The organism is Streptomyces sp. NPDC055815, from assembly GCF_053616475.1.
Genome location: NZ_JBSHDU010000065.1, coordinates 31,954 through 47,853, shown reverse-complemented (window position 1 = coordinate 47,853; position 15,900 = coordinate 31,954). Strand labels below are relative to the sequence as shown.

General features: G+C 71.7%; 18 protein-coding genes. 9 read left to right on the top strand and 9 right to left on the bottom strand.

From position 1 onward, the window contains the following. Positions 1 to 93, bottom strand: a 93-nt coding sequence (locus tag ACWGN5_RS31625) for a biotin carboxylase N-terminal domain-containing protein (protein WP_351219746.1), incomplete at its 3' end; no start/stop codon positions are given. A gap of 384 nt (positions 94 to 477) precedes the next feature. Here ACWGN5_RS31625 and ACWGN5_RS31620 point away from each other — a divergent pair. After that, positions 478 to 915: a hypothetical protein gene (locus ACWGN5_RS31620; protein WP_453521570.1), complete on the top strand. Its 438-nt coding sequence runs from the start codon at positions 478 to 480 to the stop codon at positions 913 to 915. A 22-nt stretch (positions 916 to 937) separates the two neighbouring features. On the opposite strand, the gene ACWGN5_RS31615 is transcribed toward ACWGN5_RS31620, so the two are convergent. The 3 genes from ACWGN5_RS31615 to ACWGN5_RS31605 form a co-directional block, all read right to left on the bottom strand. Further along, positions 938 to 1,543 (bottom strand): Maf family protein, encoded by a 606-nt coding sequence (locus ACWGN5_RS31615; RefSeq protein WP_453521567.1) that lies wholly within the window; start codon positions 1,541 to 1,543, stop codon positions 938 to 940. Between the two features lie 86 nt (positions 1,544 to 1,629). Further along, positions 1,630 to 1,758, bottom strand: a complete 129-nt coding sequence (gene mmpB / locus ACWGN5_RS31610; RefSeq protein WP_093874383.1) for a morphogenic membrane protein MmpB — start codon at positions 1,756 to 1,758, stop codon at positions 1,630 to 1,632. Between the two features lie 71 nt (positions 1,759 to 1,829). Continuing rightward, a complete protein-coding gene (locus ACWGN5_RS31605; protein WP_453521565.1) occupies positions 1,830 to 2,477 on the bottom strand; it encodes a TetR/AcrR family transcriptional regulator in 648 nt (215 codons plus the stop codon). 69 nt (positions 2,478 to 2,546) lie between these two features. Here ACWGN5_RS31605 and ACWGN5_RS31600 point away from each other — a divergent pair, with 69 nt between their 5' ends. Then, the gene (locus tag ACWGN5_RS31600; protein ID WP_453521563.1) at positions 2,547 to 3,941 is read left to right on the top strand and encodes an MFS transporter; all 1,395 of its coding nucleotides are present in this window, start codon (positions 2,547 to 2,549) and stop codon (positions 3,939 to 3,941) included. 113 nt (positions 3,942 to 4,054) lie between these two features. Here the strand turns inward: ACWGN5_RS31600 and ACWGN5_RS31595 are convergent, their stop codons facing one another. Both ACWGN5_RS31595 and ACWGN5_RS31590 read right to left on the bottom strand, forming a co-directional pair. Then, positions 4,055 to 4,267 carry an acyl-CoA carboxylase epsilon subunit gene (locus ACWGN5_RS31595; RefSeq protein ID WP_453521561.1) on the bottom strand — a complete coding sequence of 71 codons (213 nt, stop codon included), beginning with the start codon at positions 4,265 to 4,267 and terminating at the stop codon, positions 4,055 to 4,057. A 27-nt stretch (positions 4,268 to 4,294) separates the two neighbouring features. Beyond that, positions 4,295 to 5,887, bottom strand: a complete 1,593-nt coding sequence (locus ACWGN5_RS31590) for an acyl-CoA carboxylase subunit beta (protein ID WP_453521559.1) — start codon at positions 5,885 to 5,887, stop codon at positions 4,295 to 4,297. Positions 5,888 to 6,021: 134 nt separating this feature from the next. On the opposite strand from ACWGN5_RS31590, the gene ACWGN5_RS31585 reads away from it, so the two are divergent. The 4 genes from ACWGN5_RS31585 to ACWGN5_RS31570 all read left to right on the top strand — a co-directional run bounded on the left by ACWGN5_RS31585 (position 6,022) and on the right by ACWGN5_RS31570 (position 10,291). Next, positions 6,022 to 6,867: a biotin--[acetyl-CoA-carboxylase] ligase gene (locus ACWGN5_RS31585; protein ID WP_453521557.1), complete on the top strand. Its 846-nt coding sequence runs from the start codon at positions 6,022 to 6,024 to the stop codon at positions 6,865 to 6,867. 153 nt (positions 6,868 to 7,020) lie between these two features. Beyond that, positions 7,021 to 8,160: an adenylate/guanylate cyclase domain-containing protein gene (locus ACWGN5_RS31580; protein WP_453521556.1), complete on the top strand. Its 1,140-nt coding sequence runs from the start codon at positions 7,021 to 7,023 to the stop codon at positions 8,158 to 8,160. 62 nt (positions 8,161 to 8,222) lie between these two features. Then, entirely contained in the window at positions 8,223 to 9,011 is a 789-nt protein-coding gene (locus ACWGN5_RS31575; RefSeq protein ID WP_453521555.1) for an enoyl-CoA hydratase/isomerase family protein, read from the top strand. A gap of 104 nt (positions 9,012 to 9,115) precedes the next feature. Continuing rightward, positions 9,116 to 10,291 carry a diguanylate cyclase domain-containing protein gene (locus tag ACWGN5_RS31570; protein ID WP_453521553.1) on the top strand — a complete coding sequence of 392 codons (1,176 nt, stop codon included), beginning with the start codon at positions 9,116 to 9,118 and terminating at the stop codon, positions 10,289 to 10,291. Between the two features lie 4 nt (positions 10,292 to 10,295). Here ACWGN5_RS31570 and ACWGN5_RS31565 read toward each other — a convergent pair whose 3' ends face one another. Further along, on the bottom strand, positions 10,296 to 10,832 hold the full coding sequence (locus tag ACWGN5_RS31565) for an RICIN domain-containing protein (RefSeq protein WP_453521550.1): 537 nt from the start codon (positions 10,830 to 10,832) through the stop codon (positions 10,296 to 10,298). A gap of 250 nt (positions 10,833 to 11,082) precedes the next feature. Here ACWGN5_RS31565 and hutH point away from each other — a divergent pair, with 250 nt between their 5' ends. Next, a complete protein-coding gene (gene hutH, locus ACWGN5_RS31560; RefSeq protein ID WP_453521572.1) occupies positions 11,083 to 12,624 on the top strand; it encodes a histidine ammonia-lyase in 1,542 nt (513 codons plus the stop codon). Positions 12,625 to 12,690: 66 nt separating this feature from the next. On the opposite strand, the gene ACWGN5_RS31555 is transcribed toward hutH, so the two are convergent. Then, a complete protein-coding gene (locus ACWGN5_RS31555) occupies positions 12,691 to 12,960 on the bottom strand; it encodes a hypothetical protein (protein WP_453521548.1) in 270 nt (89 codons plus the stop codon). Positions 12,961 to 13,071: 111 nt separating this feature from the next. Between ACWGN5_RS31555 and ACWGN5_RS31550 the strand changes: the two genes are divergently transcribed. Continuing rightward, on the top strand, positions 13,072 to 13,410 hold the full coding sequence (locus tag ACWGN5_RS31550; protein WP_369146147.1) for a hypothetical protein: 339 nt from the start codon (positions 13,072 to 13,074) through the stop codon (positions 13,408 to 13,410). 182 nt (positions 13,411 to 13,592) lie between these two features. After that, complete coding sequence (locus ACWGN5_RS31545) at positions 13,593 to 14,861, top strand: L,D-transpeptidase (RefSeq protein ID WP_453521545.1); 1,269 nt, start codon at positions 13,593 to 13,595, stop codon at positions 14,859 to 14,861. 57 nt (positions 14,862 to 14,918) lie between these two features. Here ACWGN5_RS31545 and ACWGN5_RS31540 read toward each other — a convergent pair whose 3' ends face one another. Then, the gene (locus ACWGN5_RS31540; protein WP_453521542.1) at positions 14,919 to 15,785 is read right to left on the bottom strand and encodes a helix-turn-helix domain-containing protein; all 867 of its coding nucleotides are present in this window, start codon (positions 15,783 to 15,785) and stop codon (positions 14,919 to 14,921) included. Between the last annotated feature and the right edge of the window lie 115 nt (positions 15,786 to 15,900).

Below are 15,900 nucleotides of genomic sequence, written 5' to 3'. Positions count from 1 at the left end.
GTACACGGCCACGCTGCCGATACCCGCGTCCCGGCACGCCCGGGCCACACGGACAGCGATTTCGCCACGGTTGGCGATGAGCACCTTGCGCACGATGGCTCCCTCCTTGAAACAAGCTGAGTTTAGGGACTGCCGACACGGCCTTTCGACCCGTCCCCAGTGGTGAGCTTGCCCACACGGAGCGTGACCCCGGGCCCGCTCGGGTCGTGATTTCCCTTGTCGCACCACGGTACGCAGGGTTCCTTTACGGCACAGTAGCTCCGAGGTGTGGCGCAGGTCTCTGTTCGTGGAGCCAGGGGCCATTCGGGTTTCTTTGTGGAGTCCCTACGAATGGCTCAACGATTCTTTGCCCCGTAGCCGTCGCGCCGTCCGCCGCCGCCCGCCGTGCGCGAACTCTTGTCCGAGGGTTTACCGGCCAGTAGCCTTCGCGCTGTCGACCGTACTGTCGGTAACAGGCGATTTCAGGGGGTGGCCGAGGTGGCCCGCAGACCGATAGCCCTCGTGACGGCCGCGGTGCTCTTCCTCGAAGCGCCCGGCATCGTCGCGATCAACGCCGTCATGGCCGGCTTCCTGGAGGCCCAGTCGATGTCCCTCGACGGCATGGACCCCGACGCGATGGTCGCCGGCACCTGGGGACTCGGCATCGCCTCCGGCGTCGCCCTCGCCGTCTGCGCCCTCGTCGCCCTCGTCGCGGGCGTCCGCGACCGCCGCCCCGGCCGCTTCGGCCGCGGCCTCCTCATCGGCTGCGCGGTCGTCCACGGCATCCTCGGCGCGGTCGCCGTCGCCCTGCTCGGCTGGCCCGAGTTCGCCTTCCTGGTGACCGTCCTCGGACTCGTCGTCCTCACCCTGGTGGCGTACGAGAAGGAGCCCGCGCAGAAGGCCGACGCCCCCGAAGGGGCGCCGGCCGCCGGCTGACCCGGGCCCGGAGGCCGGGACCTCAGGCCCAGAGGTCGGTGATCTCGACGTCCAGCTTGCGCAGGAGGCGGCGCAGGAGCGGGAGGGACAGGCCGATCACGTTGCCCGGGTCGCCGTCGATGCCGTCGATGAACGGGGCCGAGCGGCCGTCCAGGGTGAACGCGCCCGCCACGTGGAGCGGTTCGCCGCTCGCCACGTACGCGGCGATCTCCTCGTCCGTCGGCTCGCCGAACCGGACCACGGTGGAGGCCGTCGCCGACTCGTAGCGCTTGGCGGCCGTGTCGTACACGCAGTGGCCGGTCTGCAGGATGCCGACGCGGCCGCGCATCGCCTTCCAGCGGGCGGTGGCCTCCTCGGCGTCGGCCGGCTTGCCGAGGGCCTGCTTGTCGAGCTCCAGGACCGAGTCGCAGCCGATGACGAGCGCGCCGAACGCCTCGGGCTTGGCGGCCACATGGGCGGCCTTCGCCTCCGCGAGGGCGAGCGCGAGTTCCGCCGGGGTCGGGGCGTGGACCTTGTCCTCGTCGACGCCGCTCACGATCACCTCGGGGGCGAGTCCGGCCTGCCGGAGCAGACCGAGCCGGGCGGGGGAGGCGGAGGCGAGCACGACACGGCGCGGATCAGCAGTCATGGGGGCAGCGTAGCCAGTACGGGCGTGCGCACGCGCGCGCGTGGTCCGTCGGACGAGGGCGTGGCCTGGGGTACGCGCGCGTATGGTCAGCGTGCGCTCGCCACGAACATCGCCACCACCATCGCGAGCGCAAGGAGCACGCCGGTGCGGCGCAGCATCGCCTGCATGTCGCGCAGGAACTTCGGCGGCTGGTTCTTCGGGTCGGACCACAGCATGCCTCCGATCCTGCGGGTGGGGCGGGCGGAACGCCTGAGTACGGATACTCAGGCGCCCCGGTGCGGAAGGACTATTCGGGGACCCCGTCCCGTACGAACACCCCGTCCCGCGCCGCCGCGAGCGCCGCCGTCACGGCCCGTTCCGCGACGGCCCCGTCGAGTTCCTCGCGGGTGACCGTGAAGCGGTAGTAGAGCGGCGCGGAGACGGCGCGGAGGAGTTCGAGGGGGTCCGTCCCCGTCGGGATCTCACCGCGCGCCGTGCCGCGGACGACGACGGGGGCCCATTCGGCGAGCCGGGTCCGGTAGAAGCCGGCGAGGGCGCGGGCGCACTCCTCGTCGCAGGCCGCCGCGGCGATGACCGCGCGGAAGACGGCGCCCATGCGGGGGTCCACGAGGGTGGCCCGGACGAGTTCGGCGTTGGCCCGCAGGTCGCCCGGGAGGCTGCCGGTGTCGGAGGCGGGCAGCGACTGCTCGGCCATGTCGTGCAGGAGGTCGGTGACCAGGCCGGCGGGGGAGCCCCAGCGGCGGTAGACGGTGGTCTTCCCGACGCCGGCGCTCGCGGCGATCCGGTCCATGTTCAGCGCGTGGAAGCCGGTGTCGGCGAGCGCGTCCAGGGTGGCGTCGAGGACCGCTCTGCGGACCTTCGCGGTGCGGCCGCCGGGGCGCATGGTGCCGGGCGAGGCCGGTCGGCTCTCAGTCAAACGGGTCTCCTGTTCCATTAACGCCTTCGACTCTGCTACGGTACGGGACATCTTAACGGAACGAGCTTCCCATTAAGGGGTTCCTGCATGGTTGCCGTCGATCTCCCCGCCCCCTCCACCGCCCACCCCGACCGCATGACCGGCCGGATGCGGCTCGTCCTCGTCGTCCTCCTCCTCGCCCAGTTCATGCTGGCCGTCGACTTCTCGATCCTGAACGTCGCCCTGCCCGTCATCGGCCAGGGACTCGGCTTCACCCTCGGCGGCCTCCAGTGGATCGCCACCGCCTTCGCCCTCGCCGCCGCCGGATTCACCCTCCTTTTCGGGCGCGTCGCCGACCTGGTCGGCCGCCGCCGCCTCTTCCTCGGCGGCATGGCCCTCCTCGGCGTCTCCTCCCTCGCCGGCGGACTCGCCACCGGCCCCGAGGTCCTCATGGCCGCCCGCGTCGCCCAGGGCCTCGCCACGGCCGCCGTGACCCCCGCCGGGCTCTCCCTGCTCACGTCGTCCTTCCCCGAGGGCCCGCTGCGCGCCAAGGCGCTCGGCCTGAACGGCGCCCTGATGTCCGCGGGCTTCACCACCGGCGCGATCCTCGGCGGCGTCCTCACCGACCTGCTCTCCTGGCGCTGGGCCTTCTTCCTCAACGTGCCGGTGGCCCTCGCCGTCCTCCTCGTCGCCCCCGCCGTCCTCCAGGAGAGCCGCCCGCCCCTCCGCCCCCGCCTCGACGTACCCGGCGCGATCACCGTCACCGGCGGACTCCTCGCCCTCGTCTACGGCCTCACCCTCACCGGCGAGCACGGCTGGACCGACCCCGCCGCGCTCGTCGCCCTCGCCGCGGGCGCCGCGCTCCTCGCCACCTTCGTCCTCGTCGAACGGCGGGCCGCCTCGCCCCTCGTCCCGATCCACGTCCTGAAGCGCCGCACGGTCGTCTGGGGCAACCTCGCCGGGCTCGTCGCCTTCGTCACCGAGACCTCGCTGGTCTTCCTGATGACCCTCTACCTCCAGGACGTCCTGGGCTTCTCCCCGCTCGCCGCCGGACTCTCCTTCGGCGTCCTCGGCGCCGGCACGATCCTCGGCGGCGTCGCCGCCTCCCGCTTCATCGGCCGCTTCGGCGCCCGCTCCGCCCTCGTCTCCGGCGGACTCCTCCAGGCCCTCGCCACCCTCGCCCTCTACGGACTCGGCGACGACCGCTCCGGCCTCGCGCTGCTGCTCACCGCCACCTTCGCCGGCGGCGTCGGCAACATGCTCGCGATCGTCGGCTTCATGGTCACCGCCACCTCGGGGCTCCCCGACAGCGAGCAGGGCATGGCGACCGGGCTCGCGACCATGACCCAGCAGGTCGGCATCACCATGGGCACCCCGATCATGAGCGCCGTCGTCGTCACCGCGCCCGTCCTCCTCGACGGCATCGGCCTCGCGGTCCTCGTCAACGCCGCGATCGTCGCCGCCGGAGCCGTACTGGCGGGCGTCTTCCTCCGCCGCACGTGAGCGTCGAAGAGACGGGCATGCGAAAGGCCGGACCCCCCGCACAAGGGATCCGGCCTTTCCACGTTCCGCGACGACGTACCGCGACGACGTACCGCGACGACGTACCGCGACGACTACACGGGCCAGTACGACCGCGCCCAGGCCCGGGGGCCCGGCCGGTGCCGTACCGCCCGTGCGATACGGGAGGGATCCGACCACCCCTCCGGTACCGCCGGGCCGCCCGCCTCGGCGGACGCCGCCGCCGTGGCCGCGGCCCGGGCTTGAACCACCGCCAGTGCGGCGGCCAACTCCTCCGGAGTCGGGTTGCCTCGTACGACCTTGATCATGTCGGCTCCTTGACGGTCCGGGAGGGGCTAGAGCGGGATGTTGCCGTGCTTCTTCGGAGGCAGGGATTCCCGCTTCGTACGGAGCTGACGCAGGCCCTTCACGATCTGCGGGCGCGTGTCCGACGGCAGGATCACACCGTCGATGTAGCCGCGCTCGGCCGCGATGTACGGGTTGAGCAGGGCGTCCTCGTACTCCTGCATCAGCCGCGCCCGCTCGGCCTCCTGGTCCTCCGCATCGGCGATGGTGCGGCGGTGCAGGATGTTGACGGCGCCCTGCGCGCCCATGACCGCGATCTGCGCCGTCGGCCACGCCAGGTTCAGGTCGGCGCCCAGGTGCTTGGAGCCCATGACGTCGTACGCGCCGCCGAAGGCCTTCCGCGTGATGACCGTGATCAGCGGGACCGTCGCCTCCGCGTACGCGTAGATCAGCTTCGCGCCGCGCCGGATGATGCCGCCGTACTCCTGGTCCACACCCGGCAGGAAGCCCGGCACGTCCACGAACGTCAGCACCGGGATGTTGAAGGCGTCGCACGTCCGGACGAACCGCGCGGCCTTCTCGGAGGCGTTGATGTCCAGGCAGCCCGCGAACTGCATCGGCTGGTTCGCGACCACGCCGACCGGGAAGCCCTCGACGCGGCCGAAACCGGTCACGATGTTCGGCGCGAACAAGGCCTGGGTCTCCAGGAACTCCCCGTCGTCCAGGACGTGCTCGATGACCTTGTGCATGTCGTACGGCTGGTTCGCCGAGTCCGGGATCAGCGTGTCGAGCTCGCGGTCCTCGTCCGTCACCCCGGTCTCCGCGACCTCGGGGAAGGCGGGCGCCTCGGAGAGGTTGTTCGACGGCAGGTACGAGAGCAGCGACTTCACGTACTCGATCGCGTCCTTCTCGTCCCCGGCCATGTGGTGCGCCACGCCCGAGGTCGAGTTGTGCGTCCGGGCGCCGCCCAGCTCCTCGAAGCCCACGTCCTCGCCGGTGACCGTCTTGATGACGTCAGGACCGGTGATGAACATGTGCGAGGTCTGGTCGACCATCACCGTGAAGTCGGTGATCGCGGGGGAGTACACCGCACCGCCCGCGCAGGGACCCACGATCAGCGAGATCTGCGGGATCACGCCCGACGCGTGCGTGTTCCGCCGGAAGATCTCGCCGTACATGCCGAGCGCGCTCACGCCCTCCTGGATGCGGGCGCCGCCGGAGTCGTTGATGCCGATGACCGGGCAGCCGGTCTTCAGCGCGAAGTCCATCACCTTGATGATCTTCTGACCGTACGTCTCGCCGAGCGCGCCGCCGAAGACCGTGAAGTCCTGCGAGAACACGGCGACCGGACGGCCGTCCACGGTCCCGTACCCGGTGACGACACCGTCCCCGTACGGCCGGTTCTTCTCAAGACCGAAGTTGGTGGACCGGTGCCGGGCCAACTCGTCCAGCTCCACGAACGAACCCTCGTCCAGGAGAAGGTCGATCCGCTCGCGCGCCGTCAGCTTGCCCTTGGCGTGCTGCTTCTCCACCGCGCGCTCCGAGCCGGCGTGCGTGGCCTCGTCGATACGGCGCTTGAGGTCCGCGATCTTGCCCGCGGTCGTGTGAATGTCGATCTCGTACTGCTCTGCCGGCTCGGACATCGGGATGCGGCTCCCTGCCTGGTCACGGGGGGTTCGTTGACTACGAATGGGCTACTGCTGGCCTACTGACCCGTAGCGTATCGACGGCGATACGGTTCGGCACTGCGGTCTTTGCCACACCTAGTCTGGCTTGCATGACGACCTCTCAAGGCTCAGGCGGACCCTGGTCCGACCTCGACCGGCCCCCGCTGAACGCCCCCGCGCTGCGCCGTGCGCTCGTCCTTCCCGAGGGGCTGTGGACCTCGCTCGACGTGGTCACCAGCACCGGATCCACCAACAGTGACCTCGCCGCCCGCGCCGACGAACTGCCCGAAGGGGCCGTGCTCGTCGCCGAGGAGCAGACCTCGGGGCGCGGTCGGCTCGACCGGACCTGGAGCGCGCCCGCCCGCTCCGGGCTCTTCCTCTCCGTCCTGCTCAAGCCGGCCGTGCCCGTCCACCGCTGGGGCTGGCTCCCGCTGCTGACCGGCGTGGCGGCCGCCACCGGCCTCTCGAAGGCCGCCGGCGTCGACACCTCCCTCAAGTGGCCCAACGACGTCCTGGTTTCCGTCGGCGGCGAGGAGCGCAAGACCGGCGGCATCCTCGCCGAGCGGGCCGGAGCCGACGCCATCGTCGTCGGCCTCGGCATCAACGTCACCCTCCGTGAGGAGGAACTGCCCGTCCCGGCGGCCGGCTCCCTGCTCCTCGCCGGCGCGGTCTCCACCGACCGCGACACCCTCCTGCGGGCCGTCCTGCGCTCCCTCGCCCAGTGGTACGGCGACTGGGTGCGGGCCGACGGGGACCCCGAGGCCTCCGGCCTCCAGGTCGCCTACGCGGCCGGCTGCGCCACCCTCGGCCGCCGTGTCCGCGCCGAGCTCCCCGGCGAGCGCATGCTGGAGGGGGAGGCCGTGGCCCTCGACGGAGACGGCCGCCTGGTCGTCGAGACGGAGGGCGGCGGCACGGAGGCCGTGGGAGCGGGCGACATCGTCCACCTGCGGACCTGACCGGATGCCGCGCGCCGCGCCCTCCAGGCCGTCCACCCGGAGGGCCCGCGCACCGTTCGGGGGTGAGCCAGCACACACCTGTCGTATCGTGGAGCGCGATCCAGGCGACAGATCGGCAGGGCAAGTGGGCAGGGAACGGGCAGGAGGCGGCCGGTGACCGTCGACGACGCGAACGCGGGCGGCGGAGCCGAACCGCCGACGTACCCCACGCCCCACCACGAGGTCGACCACACGGCCGAGCCGAGCCACGACCCGCTCGCCATCCGCCTCGAACAGCTCATCCTCGGCGCCGACCGCCGCTACACCCCGTTCCAGGCCGCCCGCACCGCCGGCGTCTCCATGGAGCTGGCCTCCCGCTTCTGGCGTGCCATGGGCTTCGCCGACATCGGCCAGGCCAAGGCGCTCACCGAGGCCGACGTCCTCGCCCTGCGGCGGCTCGCCGGCCTCGTCGAGGCGGGGCTGCTCAGCGAGCCGATGGCCGTGCAGGTCGCCCGGTCCACCGGACAGACCACCGCCCGGCTCGCCGAGTGGCAGATCGACTCGTTCCTGGAGGGCCTCACCGAGCCGCCCGAGCCCGGCATGACCCGTACCGAGGTCACGTATCCGCTGGTCGAGCTGCTCCTGCCCGAGCTGGAGGAGTTCCTCATCTACGTGTGGCGCCGGCAGCTCGCCGCCGCCACCGGCCGGGTCGTGCAGGCCGCCGACGACGAGGAGATGGTCGACCGGAGGCTCGCCGTCGGCTTCGCGGACCTCGTCGGCTTCACCCGGCTCACCCGCCGCCTGGAGGAGGAGGAGCTCGGCGAGCTCGTCGAGGCCTTCGAGACGACCTGCGCCGACCTGGTCGCCGCGCACGGCGGCCGGCTGATCAAGACCCTCGGCGACGAGGTGCTGTACTGCGCCGACGACCCCGGCACGGCCGCCGAGATCGCGCTGCGGCTCATCGAGACCCTCGGCCACGACGAGACGATGCCCGCGCTGCGGGTCGGCATCGCGTTCGGCACCGTGACGACCCGGATGGGCGATGTCTTCGGCACCACGGTGAACCTGGCCAGCCGTCTCACCTCGATAGCCCCGAAGGACGCCGTCCTTGTCGACGGCGCCCTCGCGGAGGAGCTGACCCGCACGGGCGAGGCGCCCGCCTCGGAGGCGGAGGCGGCCGAGGAGGCGGCCCGCGCCGAGAAGGAGGGCCGCAAGCCCGCCACGTACCGCTTCGCGCTCCAGCCCATGTGGCAGCGCCCGGTCCGTGGCCTCGGTGTCGTGGAACCCTGGCTCCTGAGCCGCCGACCGACTTAGGATCTCCCGGTGAACGCCTGTTAACAGCCGTTAACAGGTCTGAACCGGGAGGGTGTGGGGTCATGTCCGAGCAGCGCTTTGGTGAGTTCGTGGTGGTCCGGAAGGACGGTCACGTGGCGGAGCTGGTCCTCGACCGGCCCAAGGCCATGAACGCCGTCTCCTCCGAGATGGCCCGCTCCATCGGCGCGGCCTGCGAGGCCCTCGCCGCCGACCCCGAGGTCCGCGTCACCGTCCTGACCTCCTCGAACGACCGCGCCTTCTGCGTCGGCGCCGACCTGAAGGAGCGCAACTCCTTCACCGACGCCGAGCTCGTCCGCCAGCGGCCCACCGCCCGCGCCTGCTACACGGGCGTCCTGGAGCTGCCGATGCCGACCGTCGCCGCCGTGCACGGCTTCGCCCTCGGCGGCGGCTTCGAGCTGGCGCTGGCCTGCGACGTCATCGTCGCCGACGCGACCGCCGTCGTCGGCCTCCCCGAGGTCTCCGTGGGCGTCATCCCCGGCGGCGGCGGTACGCAGCTGCTCCCGCGCCGGGTGGGTGCGGCGCGCGCCGCCGAGCTGGTCTTCACGGCCCGCCGGGTGGAGGCGGCGGAGGCCCGCGAGCTCGGTCTCGTCGACCTCCTGGAGGACGACGCCCGGACGGCGGCCCTGGAGCTCGCCGGGCGGATCGCGGCGAACTCGCCGGTCGGTCTGCGCGCCGCGAAGCGGGCGATGCGGCTCGGTCAGGGCCTGGACCTGCGGGCGGGCCTGGAGGTCGAGGACGCGGCCTGGCGTTCGGTGGCCTTCTCGGGCGACCGGGCGGAGGGCGTGGCGGCGTTCAACGAGAAGCGGAAGCCGAACTGGCCGGGCGAGTGATCCGATCCCGGATTCCCATCCCGATTCTTACCGTTTTGTACCAAATGTGACTTACGGTGACGTCTCGGAAGGGAAAACGGATCAAACCTCCCTAAGCTGGAGGAATGGGTGAGGACGTGCGGCTGCGGGCCGTGGTGGCGCTGGCGCAGGGGATGGCGGCGGCGCACACTCCGCGTGAGTTCTGGCGGGCGGCGGCGCTCGGGGCCTGCGAAGGGCTCGACGGGAGCTTCGCCGCGCTGTCCGTCTGGGAGCGGGACCACGGCCGGCTGAAGGTCCTGGTGAACGCCGGGGACCGGGCCGTGGGCGAGGAGGAGTTCCCGGACTCGGAGACGTATCCGGTGCACCAGTTCCCCGAGATCACCGAGTTCCTGCACGAGCAGTGGGCGGGCGGCGGGGAGCCGGACGCCTGGGTGGAGACCGCCGCCGACCCCGTCGCCACCGGCCGGGTGACGGGTCTGCGGCGGCGGGGGCGCGGCTGCTGCGTGGTCGCCCCGATCGTGCTGCACGGGCGCGCGTGGGGTGAGCTGTACGTGGCCCGGCCGCCGCAGGAGAAACCTTTCAGCCGCGCGGACGCCGATTTCGCGACCGTCCTGGCGGCCGTCGTCGCCGCCGGCATCGCCCAGGCCGAGCGCCTGGAGGAGGTCCGCAAGCTGGCCTTCACCGATCCGCTGACCGGTCTCGCCAACCGCCGGGCCGTCGACACCCGCCTCGACGAGGCCATCGAGCGCTACCGGGCGGACGGCTCCGTGGTGAGCCTGATGGTCTGCGATCTGAACGGCCTCAAGCGGGTCAACGACACCCACGGCCACGCCGTCGGCGACCGGCTCCTGGAGCGCTTCGGCTCGGTGCTCTCCCGCTGCGGCGCCATGCTCCCCGGCGCCCTCGCGGCCCGCCTCGGCGGCGACGAGTTCTGTCTGCTCACCGTCGGCCCGACGGCGGACGAGGTCGTCGCGGTCGCCGAGGAGCTGTGCGTACGGGCGGCGGAGCTGGAGCTCGGCGAGGGCGTGGCCTGCGGGGTGGCGTCCACCGGCGACCCCATCGGGCCGCTCAGGTCGGCCCGGCGCCTCTTCCGGCTCGCCGACGCCGCCCAGTACCAGGCCAAGGCCGACCGTTCCTCGAAGCCCGTCGTCGCGGGCCGTGACGGCACGGTCATCCGCCTCGCCGACGCCCCTCCGGGAGCCCGTGACCGCCGCCGCTTCCGCGACGCGCCGCCGACGGGGCCGGTCACGGCGCGCCCGCTGCCGGCGGATCCGGACGCCTCGGAGGGGCGCGGCCCGTGAGGGCTCAGTTCTCCGAGTGGACGATGTTCCACAGGTCGAAGTAGGAGCCGTAGCTGTTGTTGGAGCAGGTGTCGAGTTTCATCCTGGCGCCCTGGGCGGTGCCGCCCCAGGCGGTGACGCAGGTGGAGGCGGCGTTCTTGGGCTGGAACTGGAAGTAGTTGTTCCAGCCCGAACCGACCTGGTTGAACCAGGAGTCGGTGCTGCTGTTGCAGGGGTAGAGCTTGATGGGGTCGCTCTTGGCGCCGCCGCTGTTCCAGTTGTTCAGGCACAGACCGGGCTTGGCGTGCACCCGCACCTGGAAGTACTGGCCGCTGACGTACACGACGTCCCAGCGCTGGGCGTTGGTGCCGTTGCAGCTCCACTCCTGGACGTCCACGCCGTTGCTGAAGTTGGATTCGGGCACGTCGAGGCACTTGCCGTCGGCGAGGTCGATCTCGATGTTGTACCGGTCGGCGGCCTGGGCCGGAGCGGCGGTCGCGAAGGAGCCGAGGGCGGCCGCGGCGAGCGTGGCCATCGCGAAGGCGGCGGTGCGGGTGCGCATGGAGTCCCCCTGGAGGTTGCTGGTGCTGTGGGTGGCGGTCAGGGGGAAACTAGCCGTGCCGGGCGCCCCGCACGGGTCCCACCGCGCGCTGGGACGTCCCGAGACGGGCGGTGGTGGCGGGGACGCCGGGCGGCGGACCGGAGGCCCGTCGGAGAGGATCGGTTCGGTAAGGGTCCGTCCCCTGGAGGGACGGTGACGAAATCGACTAGTGACATGCACGTCTTCAATCCGTAGGGTGCTGAATATGGATATGCAGACAGTCGTCCTCGGCACGTCCGGCACGACCCCGCAGGACGTCATCGACGTCGCCCGCCACGGCGCCCGCGTCGAGCTGTCGACCGAGGCCGTGAACGCCCTCGCCGCCGCCCGTGACATCGTCGACGCGCTCGCCGCCAAGCCCGAGCCCGTCTACGGGGTCTCCACCGGCTTCGGCGCGCTCGCCACCCGTCACATCAGCCACGAGCTCCGCGCCCAGCTCCAGCGCAACATCGTCCGCTCGCACGCCGCCGGCATGGGCCCGCGCGTCGAGCGCGAGGTCGTGCGCGCCCTGATGTTCCTCCGCCTGAAGACCGTCGCCTCCGGGCACACCGGCGTCCGCCCCGAGGTCGCCCAGACCATGGCCGACGTCCTCAACGCCGGCATCACCCCGGTCGTCCACGAGTACGGCTCCCTCGGCTGCTCCGGCGACCTCGCCCCGCTCTCCCACTGCGCCCTCGCGCTCATGGGCGAGGGCGACGCCGAAGGCCCCGACGGCGTGGTCAAGCCCGCCGGCGAGCTCCTCGCCGCCGCCGGCATCGCGCCCGTCGAGCTCAAGGAGAAGGAGGGCCTCGCCCTCCTCAACGGCACGGACGGCATGCTCGGCATGCTGATCATGGCCCTCGCCGACCTCGACACGCTCTTCAAGTCGGCCGACGTCACCGCCGCGCTCTCCCTCGAAGCCCTCCTCGGCACCGAGAGGGTCCTCGAGCCCGAGCTGCACGCCATCCGCCCGCACCCCGGCCAGGCCGCCTCCGCCGCCAACATGCTGGCCGTCCTCAAGGGCTCCGGCCTCACCGGCCACGCCCAGGCCGGCGAGGCCCCCCGCGTCCAGGACGCCTACTCGGTGCGCTGCGCCCCGCAGGTCGCCGGCGCCGGCCGCGACACCATGGCCCACGCCCGGCTCGTCGCCGAGCGCGAGCTCGCCGCCGCCGTCGACAACCCGGTCGTCCTGACCAGCGGCGAGGTCCGCTCCAACGGCAACTTCCACGGCGCCCCCGTCGCGTACGTCCTCGACTTCCTCGCGATCGCCGCCGCCGACCTCGGCTCCATCGCCGAGCGCCGCACCGACCGGCTCCTCGACAAGAACCGCTCGCACGGCCTCCCGCCGTTCCTCGCGGACGACGCCGGCGTCGACTCGGGCCTGATGATCGCCCAGTACACGCAGGCCGCCCTGGTCAGCGAGATGAAGCGGCTCGCCGTCCCGGCCTCCGCCGACTCCATCCCGTCCTCCGCGATGCAGGAGGACCACGTCTCCATGGGCTGGTCCGCCGCCCGCAAGCTGCGCACCGCGATCGGCAACCTCAACCGGATCATCGCGGTCGAGCTGTATGCCGCCACCCGCGGCGTCGAGCTCCGCGCCGGCCTGACCCCGGCGCCCGCCTCGCAGGCCGTCATCGACGCCCTGCGCGCGGCCGGCGTCGAGGGCCCGGGCCCGGACCGGTTCCTCGCCCCCGACCTGGCCGCCGCCGACGCCTTCGTACGCGAGGGGAAGCTGGTCGCGGCCGTGGAGCCGGTCACCGGCCCGCTGGCGTAACCACGAGCTGTACGAAAGGGCCGCCCCCGGCATCCGGGGGCGGCCCTTCCCGCATGCGTGCGGAGCTCAGTAGGCGCGGCCCCGGCGCCGCATCGCGAGCGCCACGAAACCCGCCCCGACCCCCAGGAAACCGGTCCCGCCGAGGAGATACGGCGTGGTGTCCCCGCCCCCCGTCTCGGCCAGCCGTCCGTCGTCCCCGAGGCCGGCGTCCCGCGTCACCCCGACCCGCGCTCCGCCCTGCTCGTCGGTGGCGTTCGCGGACGGCACGAACCACAGGGCGCACAGCAGCGTCCCCGCGGCGGTGGCGGTCAGCAGTGGGCGTCGGGCGGCGGACACGGAAATTTCGATCCCCCTTGCGGAAACCGCGAATTGGTCGGTGCGCCGATGCTACGGAACACAGCGGGTCGCGGGAAAGCCGAGCCCCTCCGGACCCCTACGCTCCGACCCATGAGCACATCTGAGAACGCACGCTATGTCCGCCTTCGCGTCGATGTCGTCCTGGAGATCGACGGACCGGCCGAACTGACCGAGGCCGCCGAGGCCCGGATCGACGCCGACGAGTTCATGCCCGAGGAGGAGCGGGTGCACGCGCGCGAGGCCGCCCGCGAGGACAGCGCCGAGGCGCTCGCCTATCTCGTCGAGCCCTTCGATCTGATCCGCGACGTCCCCGGCATCGAGATGGTCCAGGCCTCCTGGTCCAGCGAGGAGATCGATTACGACCCCGATGCGCTGGAGTGGGACCTCGGCGAGGAAGATGGTGCCGAGGAAGACGACGACCAGCCGTAGGGCCGGTATCCGCCCTGTTCGCGGGCCCCGGGACGCCGTCCCGGGGCCTTTCCGCGGCCTGGGGAACCGGATGCTCCGCCCGCGCGTGTGGATCAGTGGTGTTCCCCACAAACCCTCCGGTCACGGAACCGGACGGGGTGTCATGGGCGTTCATAGAAGATGTTGGCAGGGAACCGGCGACGATGGAGAAGCGTGTGATGACGGTCGGCAAGCGCCGCAGGAGCCTGGCGGCCGCGGCCGCGGTGCTCAGCGGCGTACTCGTGCTCTCGGCGTGCAACGACGGGGACAAGGACGGCAGCGCCTCCGGTTCCGCGACGCCGCAGTCACAGGCTCAGGTCGACGAGGCGGCCGCACAGAAGACCTCCAAGGCGCAGATCACCATCTCGCCGAAGAACGGCGCGCAGAACGCCTCCATCAACAACGACGCCAAGGTCACCGTGACCGAGGGCAAGCTCACCGAGGTCACCATGACCTCCGCCGAGGGCGCCGAGGTCAAGGGCGACATAGCGGCCGACGGGCTCAGCTGGAAGCCGAGCGGGCCGCTCAAGCGGGCCACGGTCTACAAGATCGCCGCCACCGCCACCGACGCGGAGGGCCTGGAGGCCCACGAGAACTCCTCGTTCACCACCGTCTCGCAGGCCAACAGCTTCATCGGCAACTTCACGCCCGAGGACGGCTCGACCGTCGGCGTCGGCATGCCGGTCTCGATCAACTTCAACAAGGCGATCACCGACAAGAAGGCCGTCCAGGGCGGCATCACCGTCACGTCCAGCTCCGGCCAGGAGGTCGTGGGCCACTGGTTCAGCTCGACGCGCCTGGACTTCCGCCCCGACGCGTACTGGACCGAGGGCTCGACCGTCACGCTGAAGCTGAACCTCGACGGCGTCGAGGGCGCTGACGGCGTCTTCGGCGTCCAGCAGAAGACCGTCACCTTCAAGATCGGCCGCAACCAGGTCTCGACCGTCGACGTCGCCACCAAGACCATGACGGTCAAGCAGGACGGCAAGACGATCAAGACCATCCCGATCTCCGCCGGCTCCCCGGAGAACACCACCTACAACGGTCAGATGGTGATCTCCGAGAAGTTCAAGGAGACCCGGATGAACGGCGCCACCGTCGGCTTCACCGACGACGACGGCAAGGGCGAGTACGACATCAAGGACGTGCCGCACGCCATGCGCCTGTCCACCTCCGGCACCTTCATCCACGGCAACTACTGGGGCGCGCGGTCGATCTTCGGCAGCGTGAACACCAGCCACGGCTGCGTCGGCCTCGCCGACGTCAAGGGCGCCGGCGACCCCAACCAGACGGCCGCCTGGCTCTTCGACCACTCGCTCATCGGCGACGTCGTCATCGTCAAGAACTCCAACGACAAGACGATCAAGCCCGACAACGGCCTCAACGGCTGGAACATGAGCTGGTCGGAGTGGAAGGCCGGCTCCGCGGTCTGATCCGAAGCCGTACGTGAGAAGGGCCCCCTCCCGCAGCGGGAGGGGGCCCTTCTCCTGTCACTTCCGTACGTCCACGGCCTCGTCCACACCCCACTGCGCGAGCAGCCGCAGCGCGTCCGCCGAGGGCGTCCCCGGCTCCGCGTGGTACGTCACGAGCATCAGGTCCGGATCGTCCCCGGCCACCTTCAGCGACTCGTACGACAGCGTCATCTCGCCCACCAGCGGATGCCGCAGCCGCTTCTGCCCGTGCCCCTTGTCGGCCACCGTGTGCGCCGCCCACAGCGAGCGGAACTCCTCACTGCGCACCGACAGCTCGCCGACCAGCGCGAGCAGCTCCTTGTCGTCCGGGTAGCAGCCCGCGTACAGCCGCAGCGCGCTGACCACCTCGACCGCCTTGCACTCCCAGTCGGCGTAGAGATCGCGCGCGTTCGGTTCCAGGAAGATCATCCGGGCGATGTTCCGGTCGCCCGGCTCCCAGGCCTCGAAATCGCCCATCAGGGCCCGCGCCATCCGGTTCCAGGCCAGGATGTCGCCCCGGCGGCCCAGCACGAACGCAGGCACCCCGTCCATGGCGTCCAGGAGGTGCTGGAGCCCCGGCCGCACCCGCTGCGGACGCGCGATCGCCGCCCGCTGCCGCTTCTTCACCGTCGGCTTCGCCAGATGCGTCAGATGTGCCCGCTCGGTGTCGCTCAGCCGCAGCGCCCGCGCGATCGAGTCCAGGACCTCCATGGACACGTTCCGCCCGTTGCCCTGCTCCAGCCGGGTGTAGTACGCCACGGACACCCCCGCCAGCTGCGCCAGCTCCTCGCGGCGCAGCCCCGGCACCCGCCGGTGCCGGCCGAACTCCGGCAGGCCCACGTCCTGCGGCTTCAGCCGGGCCCTCCGGGAGCGCAGGAATTCACTGAGTTCGGCACTGAGGTCCATACCGCCCGATTATCGCCCCCGGGCCGCCCGGACGGACGTACGTTCCTGACCCTGCCAGTGGTAGGCACACCGGTCGTAGGCAGAACAGGTGGCTGGGTACGGTCCCCGCGCCCCG

Bases quoted from the DNA above. Each gene is read 5' to 3' on its own strand.
- ACWGN5_RS31585 (WP_453521557.1), top strand. From the start codon at position 6,022: ATGACGACCTCTCAAGGCTCAGGCGGACCCTGGTCCGACCTCGACCGG.
- ACWGN5_RS31590 (WP_453521559.1), bottom strand. From the start codon at position 5,887: ATGTCCGAGCCGGCAGAGCAGTACGAGATCGACATTCACACGACCGCG.
- ACWGN5_RS31595 (WP_453521561.1), bottom strand. From the start codon at position 4,267: ATGATCAAGGTCGTACGAGGCAACCCGACTCCGGAGGAGTTGGCCGCC.
- ACWGN5_RS31545 (WP_453521545.1), top strand. From the start codon at position 13,593: ATGGAGAAGCGTGTGATGACGGTCGGCAAGCGCCGCAGGAGCCTGGCG.
- ACWGN5_RS31605 (WP_453521565.1), bottom strand. From the start codon at position 2,477: ATGGAACAGGAGACCCGTTTGACTGAGAGCCGACCGGCCTCGCCCGGC.
- ACWGN5_RS31575 (WP_453521555.1), top strand. From the start codon at position 8,223: ATGTCCGAGCAGCGCTTTGGTGAGTTCGTGGTGGTCCGGAAGGACGGT.
- mmpB (WP_093874383.1), bottom strand. From the start codon at position 1,758: ATGCTGTGGTCCGACCCGAAGAACCAGCCGCCGAAGTTCCTGCGCGAC.
- ACWGN5_RS31550 (WP_369146147.1), top strand. From the start codon at position 13,072: ATGAGCACATCTGAGAACGCACGCTATGTCCGCCTTCGCGTCGATGTC.
- ACWGN5_RS31540 (WP_453521542.1), bottom strand. From the start codon at position 15,785: ATGGACCTCAGTGCCGAACTCAGTGAATTCCTGCGCTCCCGGAGGGCC.
- ACWGN5_RS31570 (WP_453521553.1), top strand. From the start codon at position 9,116: ATGGGTGAGGACGTGCGGCTGCGGGCCGTGGTGGCGCTGGCGCAGGGG.
- ACWGN5_RS31600 (WP_453521563.1), top strand. From the start codon at position 2,547: ATGGTTGCCGTCGATCTCCCCGCCCCCTCCACCGCCCACCCCGACCGC.
- ACWGN5_RS31565 (WP_453521550.1), bottom strand. From the start codon at position 10,832: ATGCGCACCCGCACCGCCGCCTTCGCGATGGCCACGCTCGCCGCGGCC.
- hutH (WP_453521572.1), top strand. From the start codon at position 11,083: ATGCAGACAGTCGTCCTCGGCACGTCCGGCACGACCCCGCAGGACGTC.
- ACWGN5_RS31615 (WP_453521567.1), bottom strand. From the start codon at position 1,543: ATGACTGCTGATCCGCGCCGTGTCGTGCTCGCCTCCGCCTCCCCCGCC.